Genomic DNA, 18648 nt, shown 5'->3' with positions numbered 1-18648 from the left:
TTCTATCGCGTTTGCGGAAGCGCCCGCCAATCCGGTTTGCGCTGGCGCTCCCGCCTCACAACGCCTGGATCGACCCCGGCACGATGGTGGCGCCAAATTCGCGCATCATGGTCATCACGAAGGGGTCGCTGGTCATCTTCTGCTCAGCCTTGCGCTGGCGCTCGGCGCGCTCGGCTTCGGCCACCGCGTTGGCGGTGTCGGCGACGGCGCCCAGCTCGGTTTCCACACGGATTTCCTTGCCGAAGCGTTCGGACAGCGCGGCCACCAGTTTTTCCACGCTACCCGAGGAACGCAGGGTATCGAGCGGGATGCGCAGATGGAAGCAGACATTGCCGCCATTGAGCGCTTCGCAGCGCACCAGTTCACTCTGGAACGCCATCTGATGCGCCACGCCGCGCAGTGCCAGGCTGGCGGCCAGACTGGGCCAATGGCCGTCCCAGCCCAGTTCAGCGGCGATGCGGGCGGTTTCCTGCTGCTGGGCGGGCGTGGCGGCCGGGCGCTGGGGCGCCGCCGGTGCCGACGGCTCTACGGCCACAGCTGACTCAGTTTTTTTTTCTGACGCGAAGCCAGCGGGTGGCATCACATCGGCGCGCGCATCCTCTTCCCATGGCGGGATGGCATCAAAGGGCGGCGGTTCGGGCAGGTCCGGCATCTCCGGGGACGCGGTCGCTGCGCGGGCAGCGGGTGCGGCCGGTACGGCGGGCGCAGCGGCAGCAACCGGGGCAGCGGGCGCGGCGGCCGGGGATGGACGGGCGGCGGGCGATTTGCCGTTCTTGCCGACGCGGGCTGCCATCAACGCGGCTTCACGCGCAGAGGCCGGCGCGGCGGGCGCAGCCGGTGCCGACACTGCTGCCGGAGTAGTCGTTGCCATGGGCGGGGTCTGCGCGGCCGGCGCAGCGGGGGACGCTACCGGAGCGGACTGGACCCGCGCCACCGGGGCACTGGTCACCGCCGCCTGCGGGGCCATCAGCGGTGCTGCCTGACGCGGCGCTGCCGGGCGGGCGGCGGCCGGGGCGGCTGCGGCCGGCACCGGGCCGGCAGCGCTGGCACTGACCGGACGGAAGGCCAGCATGCGCAGCAGCGTCATGCTGAAGCCGGCGTATTCGTCGGGCGCCAGGCCCAGTTCATTGCGGCCGTGCACGGCGATCTGGTAGAACAGCTGCACATGTTCGGCGCTGAACTGGTTAGCCAGGCGCAGGATGTCTTCGCGATTGGGCAGGTCATCTGCCAGGGCGGCCGGCACCGCCTGCGCCATGGCGATCTGATGCAACAGTGTGCCCAGGTCCTGCAGGGCGGCGTTATAGGACAGGCTGCGGGTGGCCATGTCGTCGGCCACCCCCAGCAGGGCCGCACCATCCTGCGCCGCCAGGGCGTCCAGGATGCGGATCAGGTAGGACTGGTCCAGCGCGCCCAGCATGCCCTGCACGGCGTCCAGGGTGACCCGGCCGGCGGCATAGGCGATGGCCTGGTCGGTCAGCGACAACGCATCGCGCATGGAGCCGGATGCCCCCTGCGCCAGCAGGCGCAATGCGGGAGGATCGAACGCGATGCCTTCCTGGTTAAGGATGTTGTCCAGATGGCTGATGATGTGGCCGGGTGGCATCTGCTTCAGGTTGAACTGCAGGCAGCGCGACAGCACGGTCACGGGAATCTTTTGCGGGTCGGTGGTGGCGAGGATGAACTTGATGTGCTCGGGCGGCTCTTCCAGCGTCTTCAGCATGGCGTTGAAGGCGTGGTTGGTGAGCATGTGCACTTCGTCGATCATGTAGACCTTGAAGCGGGCATTCGAAGGAGCGTAGATGGCCTGTTCCAGCAACTGCGCCATCTCGTCCACGCCACGGTTGGAGGCGGCGTCCATCTCGATGTAGTCGACGAAGCGGCCGGCATCGATGGCCACGCAGGCTTCGCACACACCACAGGGCGCGGCGGTGATACCGCCGTTGCCATCCGCGCCGACGCAGTTGAGCGACTTGGCCAAAATCCGCGAGAGCGTGGTCTTGCCCACGCCGCGGGTCCCGGTGAACAGGTAGGCGTGGTGCAGCCGCTGCTGTTCCAGCGCGTGCGTCAGCGCGCGCACGACGTGTTCCTGGCCTACCAGGGTGTCGAAGCTGCGGGGACGGTATTTGCGGGCGAGAACTTGATAGGACATGAGGTGGCTGCGGTCGGCTTTTTGGCTCAGGGGGGCATTTTAAGCTATTTCCACCGCTGTATCGCCTTTGCCTGCATGCACCGGCGCCGCCCGCCTTCCGGTGAGGGGATCAGGCCGTGCCGCGACGCGCCTTCTTGCGTTCGTACATGGCGGCGTCGGCGTCGCGCTGCAGGGCGTCGAGGTCGGCATGCCGGGCGGGATCGTATTGCACCGCGCCGACGCAGTAGTCCAGCCGATACTGGCGCTGGCCGCTCTCATTGAAGGCCTGCACCGCCTGCGCGAGGTGCGCCAGGACCACCTCCGAGTCGGCCAACGCAGTATTGGTCAGGAAAACCGCGAATTCATCGCCGCCCAGGCGTCCGATGACATCGGATTCCCTCAGCGTGGTCATGAGCAGGCCGGCAAAATCGATCAGGGCCTGGTCGCCTTGGGCATGACCGAAGCGGTCGTTGATCTGCTTGAAATGATTCAGGTCGAAATTGAGCATGCAGGCGGCATGGCCGACGCGTCTGACGGTGGCCAGGGCATGCCGGGCCAGCGCCTCGAAGCCGCGCCGGTTCGATACCCCGGTGAGGTCGTCGATGGTAGCCAGCTTCACTGCGGCCAGCTCCTGCTCGACCATGGCGGCCAGGTCCCGGAGCAGGGATTGCTCATCGACATCGAAGCTGCGCGGGACGGTATCGACCAGGCACAAGGTACCCAGCGAGAAGCCGCTCTCACTCTTGATGGGACAACCGGCGTAGAAGCGGATGAAAGGCTCGCCGGTGACCTGCGGATTGTCGGCGAAGCGGGCATCGAGCCGGGCGTCGGGGACGATGGTCATCTCTTCGCTCAGGATGGCGTGGGCGCAGAAGGAAATGTCGCGTGAGGTCTCGCTGGCGTCCCCCAGGCCGACACAGGACTTGAACCATTGGCGATGCACGTCCACCAGGCTCACCACCGCCATCGGTACATCGAACAGCCGACGCGCCAGTCGGGTCAGGCGGTCGAAACGCTCTTCCCTTGGCGTATCGAGGATGCGCAGCGAATGCAGCGCGTCGATGCGGGCAGCTTCATTGGCGGGGAGCTCGGCAATTCTCATGATTCATCAACGCGGGTAGATGTGGTTGCCAAGGTTAACGGCGGGCTGCGGCTCACTTTAACCCCAAATTTTTCGAGAAACAAGATTTAGTTGCGCGCACGAAAAGCCTCCTGCCGCAGTGGGCGTTCTGCTTCGGCAGTGGCTGGAAACAGCCGGGCTCCCCGGTCCCGACCCGCTGTCTACCAGCACCGATACGGCCTGGCGCCACGGCTATCCGCCCTGTGGATCTCCTTGCTGCGAAGGCTGGTCCCAGGTCAGCAGAGAGCGCCGGTCACTTCCTGGCGGCGGGCTGCTCCTCACCCATCTTGTCGGCCTTGCCTGCCGGCTCCCGGCCCTTGTTCTCAGCCTGCGGGGATTTGACTGACTTGGTCGGCTTGGCCGCCGCCGGTGCGGCCGCCGAGCCTGTCTTGGCCTGACCATTGACGGTCAGGCCGTTGGCCGAAAGCTTGGCGGCGGCCTTGTCCTTGATGCCCTTGACTCTTGCCTGCAGGTCACTCCAGTCCTTGAAGCTACCGCCTTTCTGGCGTTCGTCCAGGATGCGCCGGGACATGGAGGGACCGATCCCGCGTACGCCATCGAGCGCTGCCTGGTCGGCCTTGTTGACGTCCACCTCGGCCAGGGCGAGACCGCTGGCGACGAAGAAGCTGAGCATGAACAACAGGGTTTTCTTGAACATGATGCATCCTTTCGACTTTCTGGGTTGAGGAAAAAACAAAGGGCAGCGCACCCGGAAGTGCCCTGCCCTTGCTCAACGAAGGTCGAATCCACCTGTTGACAGTAATCCCGCTAGAAAAGTGTCCTCAAATCATCCCGCCAGCAATTCCTCGCGGGTGACCGTGGCCGTACCGAGCTTGCCGACCACGATGCCACCGGCCCGGTTGGCCATGGTGACGGCATCGACCAGGGATGCGCCCGCGCCCAGCATCACGGCCAGGGTGCCGATGACGGTGTCGCCGGCGCCGGAGACGTCGAACACTTCACGCGCCATGGTGGGGAAGTGAGTGACTTCGCCGTCGCGGTACAGGCTCATGCCTTCTTCCGAACGGGTCAGCAGCAAGGCTTCGAGGCCCAGTTCGGTACGCAGCTTCTGGGCGCGTGCGGTGAGGTCTTCCTCGTTCTTCCACTGGCCGACGATGCGCACCATCTCCGACTTGTTGGGTGTGAGGATGGAGGCGCCGGCATAGGGCGTGAAATCGTCGCCCTTGGGATCGACCAGGATACGCTTGCCCAGCTTCTTCGCGGTGGCGATCATCTCGGCGACGTTGACCAGCCCGCCCTTGGCGTAGTCGGAAAAGACGATGACGTCGTAATCGGCCACCAGCGAGTTGAACTGGGTGAGCTTGTCGCGCAGTACGGTATCGGTGGGCGCCTCTTCGAAGTCGATGCGCACCAGCTGCTGCTGACGGCCGATCACGCGCAGCTTGACGATGGTGGCGATGCTGGGGTCGCGGTTCAGATGGCTGTCGATACCCATTTCGCCCAGCATGCTCTCCATCACGCGCGCCGGTTCGTCGTCGCCGGTGACGCCCAGCAGCGCCGTCCTGGCCCCCAGGCTGGCCGTATTGCGTGCCACGTTGGCGGCGCCACCCAGGCGCTCTTCGCGGCGCTCCACGCGCACCACCGGAACCGGGGCTTCGGGAGAGATGCGGTTGACTTCGCCGAACCAGTAGCGGTCCAGCATGACATCGCCGACGATGAGGATGCGGGCCGAGCCCCAGGCGGAAGAGAAATCCTTGTTCATATTATTGTCCACGTGCTTGAAGAGTGCGGCCGATGCCGTAGTATTCGATGCCGCTGTCGGCCATGAGCTGCGGGTCGAACAGGTTGCGGCCATCGAAGATGACCGGGTGCTTCAGGGTCGCCTTGACGCGTTCGAAATCGGGGCTGCGGAAGGCCTTCCATTCGGTGACGATGGCCAGTGCATCCGCGCCTTGCAGGGTGTCATTGGGCGATGCGGCGAAGCGGATCTTCTGCAGCAGCTGCGTATCGTCGGCGAAGTCCAGTTCCAGCACGCGGCCGGCTTCCTTCATGGCCACCGGATCGTAGACCGCCACGCTGGCGCCACGTCGTACCAGTTCGCCGATCAGCACCCGCGACGACGCTTCACGCATGTCGTCGGTATTGGGCTTGAAGGCCAGGCCCCAGATCGCGAAATGCTTGCCGCTCAGATCCTCGCCGAAGCGGGTGACGATCTTCTTGCCCAGCACGTGCTTCTGGCGGTCGTTGACGCGCTCGACGGCCTGCAGGATCAGCAGTTCCTGGTCGTAGTCGCGGGCGGTACGCTCCAGCGCCTGCACGTCCTTGGGGAAGCAGGAGCCACCATAACCGCAGCCGGCATACAGGAAGCTGTGACCGATACGCGGATCGGAACCGATGCCGTGACGCACCGACTCGATATCGGCACCTACCCGGTCCGCCAGGTTGGCCAGCTCGTTCATGAAGGAGATACGCGTGGCCAGCATGGCGTTGGCGGCGTACTTGGTGAATTCGGCCGAGCGCACATCCATCCAGTAGGTGCGTTCGTGGTTGCGGTTGAAGGGCGCGTAGAGCTTCTTCATCAGGGTCTGGGCGCGCAAGCCTTCGGGGCTCTGGTCGTGGCCGATGACGATGCGGTCGGGGCGCATGAAGTCTTCTACGGCCGCGCCTTCCTTGAGGAATTCGGGATTGGAAACCACCGAGAAACCGGCCGCGGCCTTGCCGCGCTGTGCCAGCTCCTCAGCGATGGCGGCCTTGACGCGGTCAGCCGTGCCCACCGGCACGGTGGACTTGTCCACCACCACCTTGAAGCCTTCCATGTGACGGCCGATGTTGCGAGCGGCGGCCAGCACGTATTGCAGGTCGGCCGAGCCGTCTTCGTCGGGCGGAGTACCTACCGCGATGAACTGGATATCCCCGTGGGCCACGCTGGCGGCCACGTCGGTGGAAAACTGCAAGCGGCCGGCGGCACGGTTGCGCGCCACCACTTCTTCCAGGCCGGGTTCGTGGATGGGGATACCGCCGTTGTTGAGGATGTCGACCTTGCGCTGGTCGAGGTCCAGGCAGAACACATCGTTGCCGAGTTCGGCCAGGCAGGCGCCGGTCACCAGGCCAACGTAGCCGGTGCCGATGATGGTGATTTTCATGGTAGATCCAGAGTTTCAGGTACGGCCATGCGGCCTTGATTCATCACGTTCAGTTCATCACGTTCAGTTCTTCGGTGCGGCGCGGCGGATAGGTCTCCCACTGGCTGCAGCCCGGGCATTGCCAATAGAACTGGCGCGCCTTGAAACCGCAGTGGCTGCACTGGTAGCGTGCCAGCTTCTGGGTATAGCCATGCACCAGGGTCTTGACCACCGCCAGCTCGGGGCGCACGGTCTGGGGCGCACTCATCATGCGGGCTTCCAGGAACTTGTCCAGGCCCAGCAGCGTGGGTGTGCGACGCAGTTCGTCGCTGACCAGGACGTTGGCGGCATCGATGCCGTCGGCGTCGAGGACGGCCTTGAAGACCACTTCCAGCAAATCGATGGACGGCGCTTCGGCCAGGTAGGCGCGCAGCAGGTTGATCCCTTCCTGCGGCCGGCCCACGGCGAGGTAGCCATCCATCAGGCGCTGCGCCACCAGGGCGGTGTGCGGAACGCTCTGGTGCTCCACCCGGCGCCAGGTTTCCAGTGCGCCTTCGATATCGCCCCGCGCGCGCAAGGCATCGCCCATCAGCATGGTGGCGCGCACGCTCTTGCGGTCGGCGGCCAGGGCCTTCTCCAGCAGGGCCATGGCGGCATCGGTATTGGTGCGTACCAGTTCGTCGGCCGCCAGTTCGCAATAGAACTGGGCGATCTCGCGCTGGCGGCCACCGGCGCCGGTAGCTTGCAGGATCTCGGCGGCGGCGATGGCGCGGGTCCACTCCTTCTCGCGCTGGTAGATTTCCAGCAGGGCGCGGCCGGCCTGGGCGCTGTAGGGGGTGTCGATGAGCTTGTTGAAGGTTTCCTCGGCGCGGTCCAGCAGGCCGGCCTTCAGATAATCCTGGCCCAGTTCATACAGGGCATGTCCATGGTGCTCGGCCGGCAGGTCCGGGCGCGCCAGCAGGTTCTGGTGCACGCGGATGGCGCGTTCGGTCTCGCCGCGGCGGCGGAACAGATTGCCCAGGGCAAAGTGCAGTTCTACCGTTTCCGGGTCCAGCTTGACGATTTCGATGAAGGCGTCGATGGCCTTGTCGGGTTGCTCGTTGAGCAGGAAGTTGAGGCCCTTGAAATAGCCGCGTGGCAGAGTACGCGATTCGGACAGCAACTGGTTGATGTCGACCCGCGCGGCAATCCATCCGAGTCCGAAGAAGACCGGGATGCCGAGCAACCACCAAAATTCAAATTCCATAAAGAGAGAGGGGCAATTAGAGGATGTGCTGCGCGGTGATCACGCTGTCTGGCTGTGGCGGCTGGGCCTGTGCCTGGACCAGTTCTTCCTGCGCCTTCTGGATCTGGGCCAGGGTCTTCTTGTAGCGCGCGGCTTCGCGGCGATGGCGCAGGACCAGGGGTGCCATGGCCAATACGCCCAGCACCGCACCGATCACGAAGAAGGCCAGCAGGACCAGCACCAGCGGGTCGCTGCGCTCATAGCCGAGGAAGAAGTGCATGGTCACTTCCTGGGTGTTGCGCAGGGCGAAGAAAAAGAAGAACACGAACAGGATGGCCGCGATCAATCGGGAGAGTATTTTCATGGCGTAATCCTTTCTGGCGGGTCAGTGTGCTGCCCGGAAGGCCGCCTGCGCACCTCGCGGCGGGGCGTGCCGGATCGCAATTATTGCGCTGGCCGGAAAAATCGGGCCTGTTTCGCTCGCTTTCCAGGTCAATCCAGGTCAAATGCGGATTGTACGTGAAAAAAAACGGCATCCAAAGATGCCGTTCATTTTGTTGATCTGCCTTTACACCCGCTCAGCGTGCGCTGGGCAGGTGCAAGGCGCCAACGATTACTGCAGCCTGACATCGCCATCAATGAAGCTGGCGACAAGAACTGCCTGGTCACAGGCCAAGCCGGTTCAATCCTCGCGGATTGGCTGGCCGACCATCGCATCGACGCGTTCGCGCAATTCCTTGCCGGGCTTGAAGTGCGGCACCCGTTTTTCGGGAACCATCACCTTGTCGCCAGACTTGGGATTGCGGCCGATACGCGGCGGACGGCGGTTGAGCGCGAAGCTGCCAAAACCACGGATCTCGATACGCTGGCCGGTCGCAAGTGCGTCGACCATGGCATCGAGGATGGTCTTGACCGCGTAATCCGCATCCTTGGCGACAAGTTGCGGATAACGCTCAGCCAGACGGGCGATCAGCTCCGACTTCGTCATCGTGACCGGAAGATCAGTTCTTGTTGTCGAGCTTGGCCTTCAGCAGCGCGCCCAGGCTGGTGGTGCCCGAAGCAGCGTTGGAGTCAGCCGACATCTTCTGCATGGCTTCCTGGGTCTCGGCGTTGTCCTTGGCCTTGATCGACAGCTGGATGCTGCGAGCCTTGCGGTCGATGTTGATGACCAGGGCTTCGACGGAATCGCCAACCTTCAGGTGGGTACCGGCATCTTCCACGCGGTCGCGGGAGATTTCGGATGCACGCAGGTAGCCTTCGACTTCGTCGTTCAGCTGGATCACGGCGCCCTTGGGCTCAACCGACTTGACGGTACCGGTCACCAACGCACCCTTGTCGTTCAGGGCGGCGAAGTTGTTGAACGGGTCGCCTTCCAGTTGCTTCACGCCCAGGGAGACGCGCTCGCGTTCCACGTCGATGGCCAGAACAACGGCTTCCAGCTCGTCGCCCTTCTTGAACTTGCGCACGGCTTCTTCGCCAGCTTCGGTCCAGGACAGGTCGGACAGGTGCACCAGACCGTCGATGTTGCCCGGCAGGCCGATGAAGACGCCAAAGTCGGTGATCGACTTGATGGAACCCTTGACCTTGTCGCCCTTCTTGTGGCTCATGGCGAAGTCGTCCCACGGGTTCGGCTTGCACTGCTTCATGCCCAGGGAGATACGACGACGCTCTTCGTCGATTTCCAGAACCATGACCTCGACTTCGTCGCCCAGCTGGACAACCTTGTTCGGGGCCACGTTCTTGTTGGTCCAGTCCATTTCGGAGACGTGCACCAGGCCTTCGATGCCTTGTTCGACTTCCACGAATGCACCGTAGTCGGTCAGGTTGGTGACCTTGCCGAACAGGCGGGTGCCTTGCGGGTAGCGACGCGACAGACCGGTCCACGGATCGTCGCCCAGTTGCTTCACGCCCAGGGAGACGCGGTTCTTCTCTTGATCGTACTTGAGGACCTTGGCGGTGATCTCTTGGCCAACCGACAGCACTTCCGACGGGTGACGCACGCGACGCCATGCCAGGTCGGTGATGTGCAGCAGGCCGTCGATGCCACCCAGGTCAACGAACGCACCGTAGTCGGTGATGTTCTTGACGATACCGGTGACGACGGTGCCTTCCTTCAGGGTTTCCATCAGCTTGGCGCGCTCTTCGCCCATGGAGGCTTCGATCACGGCACGGCGCGACAGAACCACGTTGTTGCGCTTGCGATCCAGCTTGATGACCTTGAATTCCAGGGTCTTGCCTTCGAACGGGGTGGTGTCCTTGACCGGACGGGTGTCGACCAGCGAACCCGGCAGGAAGGCACGAATGCCGTTGGTCAGAACGGTCAGGCCGCCCTTGACCTTGCCATTGACGGTACCGGTGACGATCTCGCCGGACTCCATCGCCTTTTCCAGCGAGAGCCACGATGCCAGACGCTTGGCCTTGTCGCGCGACAGGATGGTGTCGCCGAAGCCGTTTTCCAGCGATTCGATCGCAACGGAGATGAAGTCGCCGACGTTGACTTCGACTTCGCCGTTGTCGTTCTTGAATTCTTCAACAGGGATGAATGCTTCCGACTTCAGGCCGGCGTTGACGATCACGAAGTTGTGATCCAGGCGCACGACTTCTGCCGAGATGACTTCACCCGAACGCATGTCCTGACGCGACAGCGATTCTTCAAACAGAGCAGCAAATTCGCTGGAGGTATCAACACCTGCAGCGATAACGGTAGTGGTAGACATAAAAGAAAGTAAGAAAGATTGGCCGGTATCCGTACGATGCAATCGTCCCGACTTGCACTGCCGTCTGCGTTGCCGCCGATGACATGGATACTGGGTTAGGTTTATCAACACCCGTCAGACTTTGCATCTGCCGGGCACCAATGGCACTACGGGTACAACAAGGACTTGCCCATGATGGCAGCGAAAAGCGCTTTTTCAAGCAGATGCAAGCGCTTTCAATGCCCCAGGGCAGCGTACCAGCTGAGTACCTGCTGCACCGCTTCGTCAGCGGTCATGTCGGATGTATCCAGGTGATATGCGCCCTCCGCAGGCTTCAAGGGGGCCGACGAGCGACTCATGTCGCGTTCGTCACGCTCCTTCAAATCTCTGGAGAGGTCTTCGATATTAGCAGAAAAACCCTTGTCAATCAATTGCTTATAGCGTCTTGTGGCGCGCGCTTCCACACTGGCGGTCAAAAACACCTTCAGACGGGCGTTGGGGAAGATGACGGTACCCATGTCGCGACCATCGGCCACCAGGCCGGGGGATTTCCTGAATGACAACTGCAGGCCGTACAAGGCCTGGCGCACGGTGATCAGGGCGGCGATGCGGGAAGCGGTATTGCCGACCTCTTCGGCACGGATGGCCTGAGTCACGTCCTCATTGGCCAAGAAGATGTGGGCGCCATCGAAATGGCAGTGCAGGTGCTCGGCCGCCTTGGCCAGCGCATGCTCGTCGTCCAGGGCGATGCCGCGCCGCAGCACGGACAGCGCCGTGAGGCGGTACAGCGCGCCCGAATCCAGGTAATGGAAACCCAGTTGCTGGGCCACCTTCTGGGCCACCGTACCCTTGCCCGAGGCGGTGGGACCATCAATGGCGATGACCGGTATCTTTGCTTTTTCCATGGCCTGAACCCTTTATCAGTGAATAATTTAGTGCAATTTCTCGTTACTACAGGGTTTATCAGATCAAGGTTTGCTCGGCAATCTTTTTGAAGACGTCGAAGTAATCCGGGAAGGTCTTGGCCACGCATTTGGGGTCATTGATGCGCACCCGGTTGCCGCGCCGCAATGCACCATCCAGCGATGCCAGGGAGAAACACATGGCCATGCGATGGTCGTCATAGGTGTCGATGGCGGCGCTGCCGATCTCGGCCGGCGGCGTCACCTTGAGGTAGTCGGCGCCCTCCTCCACCTCGGCGCCGAGCTTGCGCAGCTCAGTGGCCATGGCAGCCAGACGGTCGGTTTCCTTGACACGCCAGCTGGCGATATTGCGCAAGGTGCTGGGGCCGTCGGCATAGAGCGCGGCCACGGCGATGGTCATGGCGGCATCGGGAATATGGTTGAAATCGGCTTCGATGGCCTTCAGGGGGCCGTTGGACGAGGCCTCGATCCAGTTCTCCCCCATGGTGATGGTGGCCCCCATCTGCTGCAGCGCCTCGACGAAGCGCACATCACCCTGGATGCTGTCGCGGCCCACCCCTTCGACCCGGATCGGGCCGCCGGTGATGGCGCCGGCCGCCAGGAAATAGGACGCCGAGGAGGCATCGCCCTCGACGTGGATGCTGCCCGGGCTGCGGTAGTGCTGGCCGGGCTGGATGATGAACTGTTGCCAGCCATCACGCTCAACCTCGACGCCGAAGCGGCGCATCAGGTTCAGGGTGATCTCGATGTAGGGCTTGGAAATGAGCTCGCCGACCACGTCGATCTGCATCGCCTCTTCGCGCGCCATCAAGGGCGCGGCCATCAACAAGGCGGTCAGGAACTGGCTGGACACATTGCCGCGCACCTTCATGCGCGAGGACGTCAACTGACCGCGACGGATATGAAGCGGCGGATAACCCGGGTTGCCGGTGTAGTCGATGCGCATGCCCACCGCATTGAGGGCATCGACCAGGTCGCCGATGGGGCGCTCATGCATGCGCGGCACGCCGTGCAGCGTGTAGTCGCCACCCAGCACGGCCAGCGCGGCGGTGAGCGGGCGGATGGCGGTACCGGCATTGCCCATGAAGAGATCGGCCTGGTGCACCGGCAGCACGCCGTTGACGCCATGCACGATGTAATCCTGGGTGCCTTCGATCTGCTCCCACTTCACGCCCAGGGTCTGCAAGGCCATCAGCATGACCAGGGTATCGTCGGAGGCCAGCAGGTCGAAGATGCGGGTGGTGCCGCCGGACAGCGCCGCCAGCAGCAGGATGCGGTTGGAGATGCTCTTGGAGCCGGGCAGCTTGACCGTGCCTTGCACGTGGTGCACCGGAGCCAGGTCGATATGACGGGGGTAGGAAGGCTGTTTCATCGTGATTCGTTTTCGGTGGATGAATCGGGCCGCCGCAGCGGCACGCAAAGTTTCATTATTCTGCTGGGAGCGCGGCCTCAGCCACCCTTGCGCTCGGCGGCCTCGATGGCGGCAGCCCATTGCTGGCGCGCATCGCGGGCGCTGGCATAGACCTGTTCCAGCGCGGGGCCATCGCTATTGGCGATCATCTCGCGGATGGCCTGCAATTGCACCAGATAGGCATCGACTTCGGTCAACAGGGCATCGCGATTGGCCAGCGTGATGTCGCGCCACATCTCGGGCGAAGAAGCGGCGATGCGGGTGAAATCGCGAAAACCGCTGGCCGCATACTGGAACAGCGTGTCCGCATGCGGCTTGGCGGCGATATCGTCCACCAGCGCAAAGGCCAGCACATGCGGCAGATGGCTGACCGAGGCGAACACCGCATCATGCTCCTGCGGCGAAAGACGGTGAATGACGGCACCACAGGCGCGCCAGGCGGCGGCGACCGTTTCCACGTCCTGCGCGGCATTCTCGGGCAAGGCGGTGATGACCACCTTCTTGCCTTCGTAGAGGTCGGCCAGGGCAGCTTCCGGACCATGCTGCTCACGCCCGGCGATCGGATGGGCCGGGACGAACTGGCCGATGCGCGCACCCAGCGCCTTGCGGGCTGCGGCGACCACGTCGCCCTTGGTGCTGCCGGCGTCGGTGACAATGGCCTGCGGTGCCAGGTGCGCCGCGATGGAAGACAGGATGGCTTCGGTCTGGGCCACAGGGGCGGCCAGCAGGATCAGGTCGGCCCCATCGACTGCGGCCGCCGGGTCGGTGGCAACGCTATCGATCAGACCCAGTTCGCGGGCGCGCTCCAGGCTGGCCGGGGAGCGACCGACGCCGACGATGTGGGCGGCCTGGCCGGCACGGCGCAGCGCCAGGGCAAACGAGCCGCCGATGAGGCCCACGCCGAAGATGACGACTTTCTTGAACACGGTGGACTCGGACGGTAAAGGTGTCAGGACGGCCGGCACTTACAGGCCCAGCGGATAGGAACCCAGCAGCTTGAAGAAGGCGGCATTCTGGCGCAGTTCCTCCAGTGCCTGGGCGACCTTCTCGTCCTGCTCGTGACCTTCCAGGTCGACGTAGAAATAGTATTCCCACGCACCCATGCGGGCCGGGCGCGACTCGAAGCGCGTCATCGACACGCCATGACGCGCCAGTGGTGCCAGCAGGTTGTAGACCGCCCCCGCCTTGTTGGGCACCGACAGCACGATGGAAGTCTGGTCACGGCCGGAGGGCGCCGTACGCAGACGGCCGATGATGGCGAATCGGGTGCGGTTGTGCGGGTCGTCCTGGATGTGTGCGTTGACGGTCTGCAGGTTGTACTTCTGCCCGGCGATCTCGCCGGCGATGGCCGCCACGCTCTTGTCTTCACCTGCCATGCGCGCCGCCTCGGCGTTGGAGGCCACCGCCTGGCGTTCAATGGAAGGGTAGTTCATATTCAGCCACGCATTGCACTGGGCCAGGGCCTGCGAGTGCGCACAGATGCGGGTGATGCCCTCCATCTTGCCGTCAGCGGTCATGAGGCTGTGATGCACCGGGATGGACACTTCGCCGCTGATGGTCAGCGTGGTCTGCAGCAGCAGATCCAAGGTGCGGTTGATGACGCCTTCGGAGGAATTCTCGATGGGCACCACGCCGAAATCGGCAGTACCGGCTTCGGCGTCGCGGAACACTTCATCGATGGACACGCAGGGCAGGCCTTCGATGGCGTGGCCGAACTGCTGGTACACCGCCTGTTCGCTGAAGGTGCCTTCGGGGCCGAGATAGGCCACGACCACGCGCTTTTCCAGCGCGCGGCAGGCCGACATCACTTCGCGGAAGATGGTCTGGATATCGGTTCCCAGCAAGGGGCCGGGATTGCGGTCGGCGGCGCGGCGCAGCACCTGGGCTTCGCGCTCGGGGCGAAACACGGGGGCATTGGTCTCGGCCTTGACGTGACCCACTTCCTGCGCGACGCGGGCGCGCTGGTTCAGCAGGTCGAGGATTTGCGCATCGATGGCATCGATCTTCTGGCGCAGGGGCAGCAACTTGTCGTCACTCATCTTGCTCTTTCAGTGTCTGCAGCCGCGTCCCGGCGCGAAGACCGGGCTGCGGCGCTCTTGGCATGGCGTTGGCATGGCGCACGGCCGAAGGCCGGCACCGCACGGGCAGGCTGCCCGGTCAGGTGCGGTTCAACCGTGCTGCTTTTCGAAGTCTTTCAGATAATCGACCAGGGCCTGTACGCCCTCGATCGGCATCGCGTTGTAGATCGATGCACGCATGCCGCCGACCGACTTGTGGCCTTTCAGCTGCAGCAGGCCGCGCTCTTTGGCGCCGGCCAGGAAAGTGTCATTGAGCGACTCGTCGCGCAGGAAGAACGGCACGTTCATGCGGGAACGGCAATCCGCTGCGATCCGGTTGCTGTAGAAATCGGTGCTATCCAGATAGCCGTAGAGCAGCCCGGCCTTGGCGATGTTGCGCGCTTCCAGCGCGGCCACGCCACCCTGGCGCTTGATCCACTGGAACACCAGGCCGGCGATGTAGATCGCGTAGGTCGGCGGGGTGTTGTACATGGAGTCGTTGTCGGCCACGATCTTCCAGTCGAAGGCCGAGGGGCAGAACGGCAGCGCGTGACCCAGCAGGTCTTCGCGCACGATGACGATGGTCACGCCGGCCGGGCCGATGTTCTTCTGGGCACCACCGTAGATGACGCCGTACTTCGAGACATCGACCTCGCGCGAGAGGATGTGCGAGGACATGTCGGCCACCAGCGGCGCGCCGTCGGTATCGGCGGCCACCTCGGGAGTGTATTGGTATTCGACGCCGTCGATGGTCTCGTTGCTGCAGATGTGCACGTAGGCGGCATTGCGCGAGAGCTTCCAGTCACTGCGCGCCGGGATGCTGGCGAACTTGCGGTCGGCCGAGGAAGCCGCCACGTTGACGGTACAGTAGCGCCCTGCCTCCTTGATCGACTTGGTCGACCAGGACCCGGTGTTGATGTAGTCGGCCACACCCGCTTCGTGCTTGCCGGCCGGTGAACGCAGGGCCGCCAGGTTCATGGGGATGATGGCGTTTTCGGCAATCGCCCCGCCCTGCAGGAACAGCACCTTGTAGTTGGCGGGGATGTTCATCAGCGCGCGCACGTCGGCCAGCGCGGCTTCGATGATGGACATGTACTCCTTGCCGCGATGGCTCATCTCCATGACCGACATGCCGCTGCCATGCCAGTCCAGCATCTCGTCGGCTGCCTGCTGCAGCACTTCCTTGGGCAATACCGCCGGTCCGGCGGAAAAGTTATAAACCATTTCTGCGTTCGCCATCAAAAAAGGCGGCCGGCATGTCGCCAGCCGCCCGGGACTTGCTTTACTCGCCAGCGGCAGGAGTTTCGCTGCCGGCACCCTCGGCATTCTCGCCGTCCATCACGTCTTCCACATCGGACTCGACCACGCGTTGCAGGCCGGACAGCTTGGTGCCGTCCTCCACCGCGATCAGGGTCACGCCCTGGGTGGCACGACCCATCTCGCGGATCTCCGAGACGCGGGTGCGGATGAGCACGCCACCGGTGGTGATGAGCATGATCTCGTCGGTGGAATCCACCAGCGTGGCCGCGACCACCTTGCCGTTGCGCTCGCTGGTCTGGATCGCGATCATGCCCTTGGTGCCGCGGCCATGGCGGGTGTACTCGGTGATCGGGGTACGCTTGCCGAAGCCGTTCTCGGTAGCCGTGAGCACCGACTGCTGCTCATTCTCGGCCACCAGCAGGGCAATGACCTGCTGTGTTTCTTCCAGGTTCATGCCACGCACGCCGCGGGCGGTACGGCCCATGGGACGGACATCGTTTTCATCGAAGCGCACGGCCTTGCCGGCGTCCGAGAACAGCATCACGTCGTGGGCGCCATCGGTCAGCGCGGCGCCGATCAGGAAGTCGCCTTCATCGAGGTCGACCGCGATGATGCCGGCCTTGCGGGGGTTGGAGAAGTCCGACAGCGGGGTCTTCTTGACCGTGCCCAGGCTGGTCGCCATGAAGACATAGCGGTCATCCGGGAAGCTGCGGTTGGCCCCCGACACCGGCAGGATCACCGTGATCTTCTCGCCATCCTGCAGCGGGAACATGTTGACAATGGGCTTGCCGCGCGAGTTGCGCGAGCCCTGCGGCACTTCCCAGACCTTCAGCCAGTACAGGCGGCCACGGTTGGAGAAGCACAGGATGTAGTCGTGCGTGTTGGCGATGAAGAGCTGGTCGATCCAGTCGTCATCCTTGGTCGCCATGGCCTGCTTGCCGCGTCCGCCACGTTTCTGTGCACGGTACTCGGAGACCGGCTGCGACTTCATGTAGCCGGTGTGCGAGAGCGTGACCACCATGTCCTGCGGCGTGATCAGGTCTTCGGTGGCCAGGTCGGTGGCGTTGTGCTCGATGGTGGAGCGACGCTCGTCCTTGGCACCGATGCCGTAGTCGTTGCGGGCAGCGTTGAGTTCGTCGGTGATGATGGCGGTCACGCGGGCCGGCTTGGACAGGATGTCCAGCAGGTCGGCGATCTGCGCCATCACGTCCTTGTATTCGTTGACGATCTTGTCCTGCTCCAGGCCGGTCAGGCGTTGCAGACGCATCTGCAGGATTTCCTGGGCCTGCTCGTCGGAGAGCTTGTACAGGCCATCGGACTGGATGCCGTAATGGGCCGGCAGGCTTTCCGGACGGAAGGCTTCGATGCCGCCTTCATTGGCTTCGCCAGCGCGGGCCAGCATCTCGCGCACCATGGACGAATCCCAGGCGCGCGACATCAGCTCGGCCTTGGCGATCGGCGGCGTCGGTGCGGCGCGGATGATGGCGATGAAGTCATCGATGTTGGCCAGTGCCACGGCCAGACCTTCCAGCACGTGACCACGTTCGCGCGCCTTGCGCAGTTCGAACACGGTGCGACGGGTAACCACTTCGCGACGGTGCGACAGGAAGCATTCCAGCAGCTGTTTCAGGTTCAGCAGGCGAGGCTGGCCATCGACCAGGGCCACCATGTTCATGCCGAAGGTGTCCTGCAGCTGGGTCTGCTTGTAGAGGTTGTTCAGCACCACCTCGGGCACTTCGCCACGCTTCAATTCAATGACCACGCGCATGCCCGACTTGTCGGACTCGTCGCGCAGGTCGGAGATGCCTTCGAGCTTCTTGTCGCGCACCAGCTCGGCGATACGTTCCAGCAGGGCCTTCTTGTTGACCTGGTAGGGCAGCTCATCGACGATGATGGCGATGCGGCCTTCGCGGCCATACTCTTCGAAGTGGGTCTTGGCGCGCATGACCACGCGGCCACGCCCGGTCCGATAACCGTCGCGCACGCCGGAGACGCCATAGATGATGCCGCCGGTGGGGAAGTCAGGTGCCGGCACCAGTTCGATCAGTTCATCGATGGTGCAATGCTCGTTGGCCAACAGGTGTAGCGCGCCGTTGATCACCTCGGTGATGTTGTGCGGCGGGATGTTGGTGGCCATGCCCACGGCGATGCCGGAGGAGCCGTTGACCAGCAGGTTGGGGATACGGGTAGGCAGGACCGAAGGTTCCTTTTCCTTGCCGTCGTAGTTGGGCACGAAATCGACGGTTTCCTTCTCGATATCGGCCAGCAGTTCGTTGGAGATCTTGTCCAGGCGGCACTCGGTATAACGCATCGCTGCGGCGCCGTCGCCGTCGATGGAACCGAAGTTGCCCTGGCCGTCGACCAGGGTATAGCGCAGCGAGAAGTCCTGGGCCATGCGTACCAGGGTGTCATAGATGGACGCGTCACCGTGCGGGTGATACTTGCCCATCACTTCACCGACCACGCGCGCGCACTTCACGAAGGGACGGTTCCAGACGTTGTTCATCTCGTGCATCGCGTACAGCACGCGGCGGTGCACCGGCTTCAAGCCATCGCGCACGTCCGGCAGTGCCCGGCCCACGATCACGCTCATGGCGTAATCGAGGTAACTCTTGCGCATCTCTTCTTCGAGGGAAATGGGGATGGTTTCTTTAGCGAATTGATCCATTGGAGAGTCGAAAGATGTTTCCCGGCCAGAAAATCCTGCCGGGCGGGCGTGGCCCTTGGACTGATCAGAACAGTGCA

The 18648-nt window shown here is 63.6% G+C and carries 15 protein-coding genes; all 15 read right to left on the bottom strand.

The genetic code is table 11. The annotated features are described in order from the left end of the window. Positions 1 to 55: 55 nt before the first annotated feature. The gene (locus VE092_RS11405) at positions 56 to 2149 is read right to left on the bottom strand and encodes a DNA polymerase III subunit gamma/tau (protein WP_324876779.1); all 2094 of its coding nucleotides are present in this window, start codon (positions 2147 to 2149) and stop codon (positions 56 to 58) included. A gap of 109 nt (positions 2150 to 2258) precedes the next feature. After that, the gene (locus VE092_RS11400; protein WP_324876777.1) at positions 2259 to 3230 is read right to left on the bottom strand and encodes a sensor domain-containing diguanylate cyclase; all 972 of its coding nucleotides are present in this window, start codon (positions 3228 to 3230) and stop codon (positions 2259 to 2261) included. Positions 3231 to 3501: 271 nt separating this feature from the next. After that, positions 3502 to 3906 carry a helix-hairpin-helix domain-containing protein gene (locus tag VE092_RS11395; RefSeq protein ID WP_324876775.1) on the bottom strand — a complete coding sequence of 135 codons (405 nt, stop codon included), beginning with the start codon at positions 3904 to 3906 and terminating at the stop codon, positions 3502 to 3504. Positions 3907 to 4035: 129 nt separating this feature from the next. Next, a complete protein-coding gene (gene rfaE1 / locus VE092_RS11390; protein ID WP_324876773.1) occupies positions 4036 to 4971 on the bottom strand; it encodes a D-glycero-beta-D-manno-heptose-7-phosphate kinase in 936 nt (311 codons plus the stop codon). 1 nt (position 4972) lies between these two features. Further along, the gene (locus VE092_RS11385; protein ID WP_324876771.1) at positions 4973 to 6352 is read right to left on the bottom strand and encodes a UDP-glucose/GDP-mannose dehydrogenase family protein; all 1380 of its coding nucleotides are present in this window, start codon (positions 6350 to 6352) and stop codon (positions 4973 to 4975) included. A gap of 49 nt (positions 6353 to 6401) precedes the next feature. Beyond that, positions 6402 to 7577 carry a lipopolysaccharide assembly protein LapB gene (gene lapB / locus VE092_RS11380; protein ID WP_324876769.1) on the bottom strand — a complete coding sequence of 392 codons (1176 nt, stop codon included), beginning with the start codon at positions 7575 to 7577 and terminating at the stop codon, positions 6402 to 6404. Positions 7578 to 7593: 16 nt separating this feature from the next. Next, positions 7594 to 7920, bottom strand: coding sequence for a LapA family protein (locus VE092_RS11375; RefSeq protein ID WP_324876767.1), 327 nt, complete (start codon positions 7918 to 7920; stop codon positions 7594 to 7596). 318 nt (positions 7921 to 8238) lie between these two features. Beyond that, positions 8239 to 8544 carry an integration host factor subunit beta gene (locus VE092_RS11370; protein ID WP_006462119.1) on the bottom strand — a complete coding sequence of 102 codons (306 nt, stop codon included), beginning with the start codon at positions 8542 to 8544 and terminating at the stop codon, positions 8239 to 8241. Between the two features lie 13 nt (positions 8545 to 8557). Beyond that, positions 8558 to 10273: a 30S ribosomal protein S1 gene (rpsA, locus tag VE092_RS11365; RefSeq protein ID WP_077235498.1), complete on the bottom strand. Its 1716-nt coding sequence runs from the start codon at positions 10271 to 10273 to the stop codon at positions 8558 to 8560. Positions 10274 to 10488: 215 nt separating this feature from the next. Further along, positions 10489 to 11157: a (d)CMP kinase gene (gene cmk, locus VE092_RS11360; protein WP_006462117.1), complete on the bottom strand. Its 669-nt coding sequence runs from the start codon at positions 11155 to 11157 to the stop codon at positions 10489 to 10491. A 58-nt stretch (positions 11158 to 11215) separates the two neighbouring features. Beyond that, the gene (aroA, locus tag VE092_RS11355; protein ID WP_324876763.1) at positions 11216 to 12547 is read right to left on the bottom strand and encodes a 3-phosphoshikimate 1-carboxyvinyltransferase; all 1332 of its coding nucleotides are present in this window, start codon (positions 12545 to 12547) and stop codon (positions 11216 to 11218) included. Positions 12548 to 12624: 77 nt separating this feature from the next. Further along, positions 12625 to 13512, bottom strand: a complete 888-nt coding sequence (locus VE092_RS11350) for a prephenate dehydrogenase (RefSeq protein WP_324876761.1) — start codon at positions 13510 to 13512, stop codon at positions 12625 to 12627. 39 nt (positions 13513 to 13551) lie between these two features. Continuing rightward, a complete protein-coding gene (pheA, locus tag VE092_RS11345) occupies positions 13552 to 14625 on the bottom strand; it encodes a prephenate dehydratase (protein ID WP_102662249.1) in 1074 nt (357 codons plus the stop codon). 129 nt (positions 14626 to 14754) lie between these two features. Further along, positions 14755 to 15867, bottom strand: a complete 1113-nt coding sequence (serC, locus tag VE092_RS11340) for a 3-phosphoserine/phosphohydroxythreonine transaminase (protein ID WP_234294466.1) — start codon at positions 15865 to 15867, stop codon at positions 14755 to 14757. Positions 15868 to 15925: 58 nt separating this feature from the next. Continuing rightward, positions 15926 to 18571, bottom strand: a complete 2646-nt coding sequence (gyrA, locus tag VE092_RS11335; RefSeq protein WP_324876756.1) for a DNA gyrase subunit A — start codon at positions 18569 to 18571, stop codon at positions 15926 to 15928. Positions 18572 to 18648: the final 77 nt, after the last annotated feature.

Source organism: Herbaspirillum sp. (assembly GCF_035644555.1).
Taxonomy (GTDB): domain Bacteria; phylum Pseudomonadota; class Gammaproteobacteria; order Burkholderiales; family Burkholderiaceae_D; genus Herbaspirillum.
The sequence above is the reverse complement of the archived record's forward strand: the minus strand, read 5'-3'. Positions and strand labels throughout refer to the sequence as shown.

Bases quoted from the DNA above. Each gene is read 5' to 3' on its own strand.
- VE092_RS11370 (WP_006462119.1), bottom strand. From the start codon at position 8,544: ATGACGAAGTCGGAGCTGATCGCCCGTCTGGCTGAGCGTTATCCGCAA.
- serC (WP_234294466.1), bottom strand. From the start codon at position 15,867: ATGGTTTATAACTTTTCCGCCGGACCGGCGGTATTGCCCAAGGAAGTG.
- pheA (WP_102662249.1), bottom strand. From the start codon at position 14,625: ATGAGTGACGACAAGTTGCTGCCCCTGCGCCAGAAGATCGATGCCATC.
- aroA (WP_324876763.1), bottom strand. From the start codon at position 12,547: ATGAAACAGCCTTCCTACCCCCGTCATATCGACCTGGCTCCGGTGCAC.
- VE092_RS11385 (WP_324876771.1), bottom strand. From the start codon at position 6,352: ATGAAAATCACCATCATCGGCACCGGCTACGTTGGCCTGGTGACCGGC.
- cmk (WP_006462117.1), bottom strand. From the start codon at position 11,157: ATGGAAAAAGCAAAGATACCGGTCATCGCCATTGATGGTCCCACCGCC.
- VE092_RS11400 (WP_324876777.1), bottom strand. From the start codon at position 3,230: ATGAGAATTGCCGAGCTCCCCGCCAATGAAGCTGCCCGCATCGACGCG.
- VE092_RS11405 (WP_324876779.1), bottom strand. From the start codon at position 2,149: ATGTCCTATCAAGTTCTCGCCCGCAAATACCGTCCCCGCAGCTTCGAC.
- rfaE1 (WP_324876773.1), bottom strand. From the start codon at position 4,971: ATGAACAAGGATTTCTCTTCCGCCTGGGGCTCGGCCCGCATCCTCATC.
- lapB (WP_324876769.1), bottom strand. From the start codon at position 7,577: ATGGAATTTGAATTTTGGTGGTTGCTCGGCATCCCGGTCTTCTTCGGA.
- rpsA (WP_077235498.1), bottom strand. From the start codon at position 10,273: ATGTCTACCACTACCGTTATCGCTGCAGGTGTTGATACCTCCAGCGAA.
- VE092_RS11375 (WP_324876767.1), bottom strand. From the start codon at position 7,920: ATGAAAATACTCTCCCGATTGATCGCGGCCATCCTGTTCGTGTTCTTC.
- VE092_RS11395 (WP_324876775.1), bottom strand. From the start codon at position 3,906: ATGTTCAAGAAAACCCTGTTGTTCATGCTCAGCTTCTTCGTCGCCAGC.
- gyrA (WP_324876756.1), bottom strand. From the start codon at position 18,571: ATGGATCAATTCGCTAAAGAAACCATCCCCATTTCCCTCGAAGAAGAG.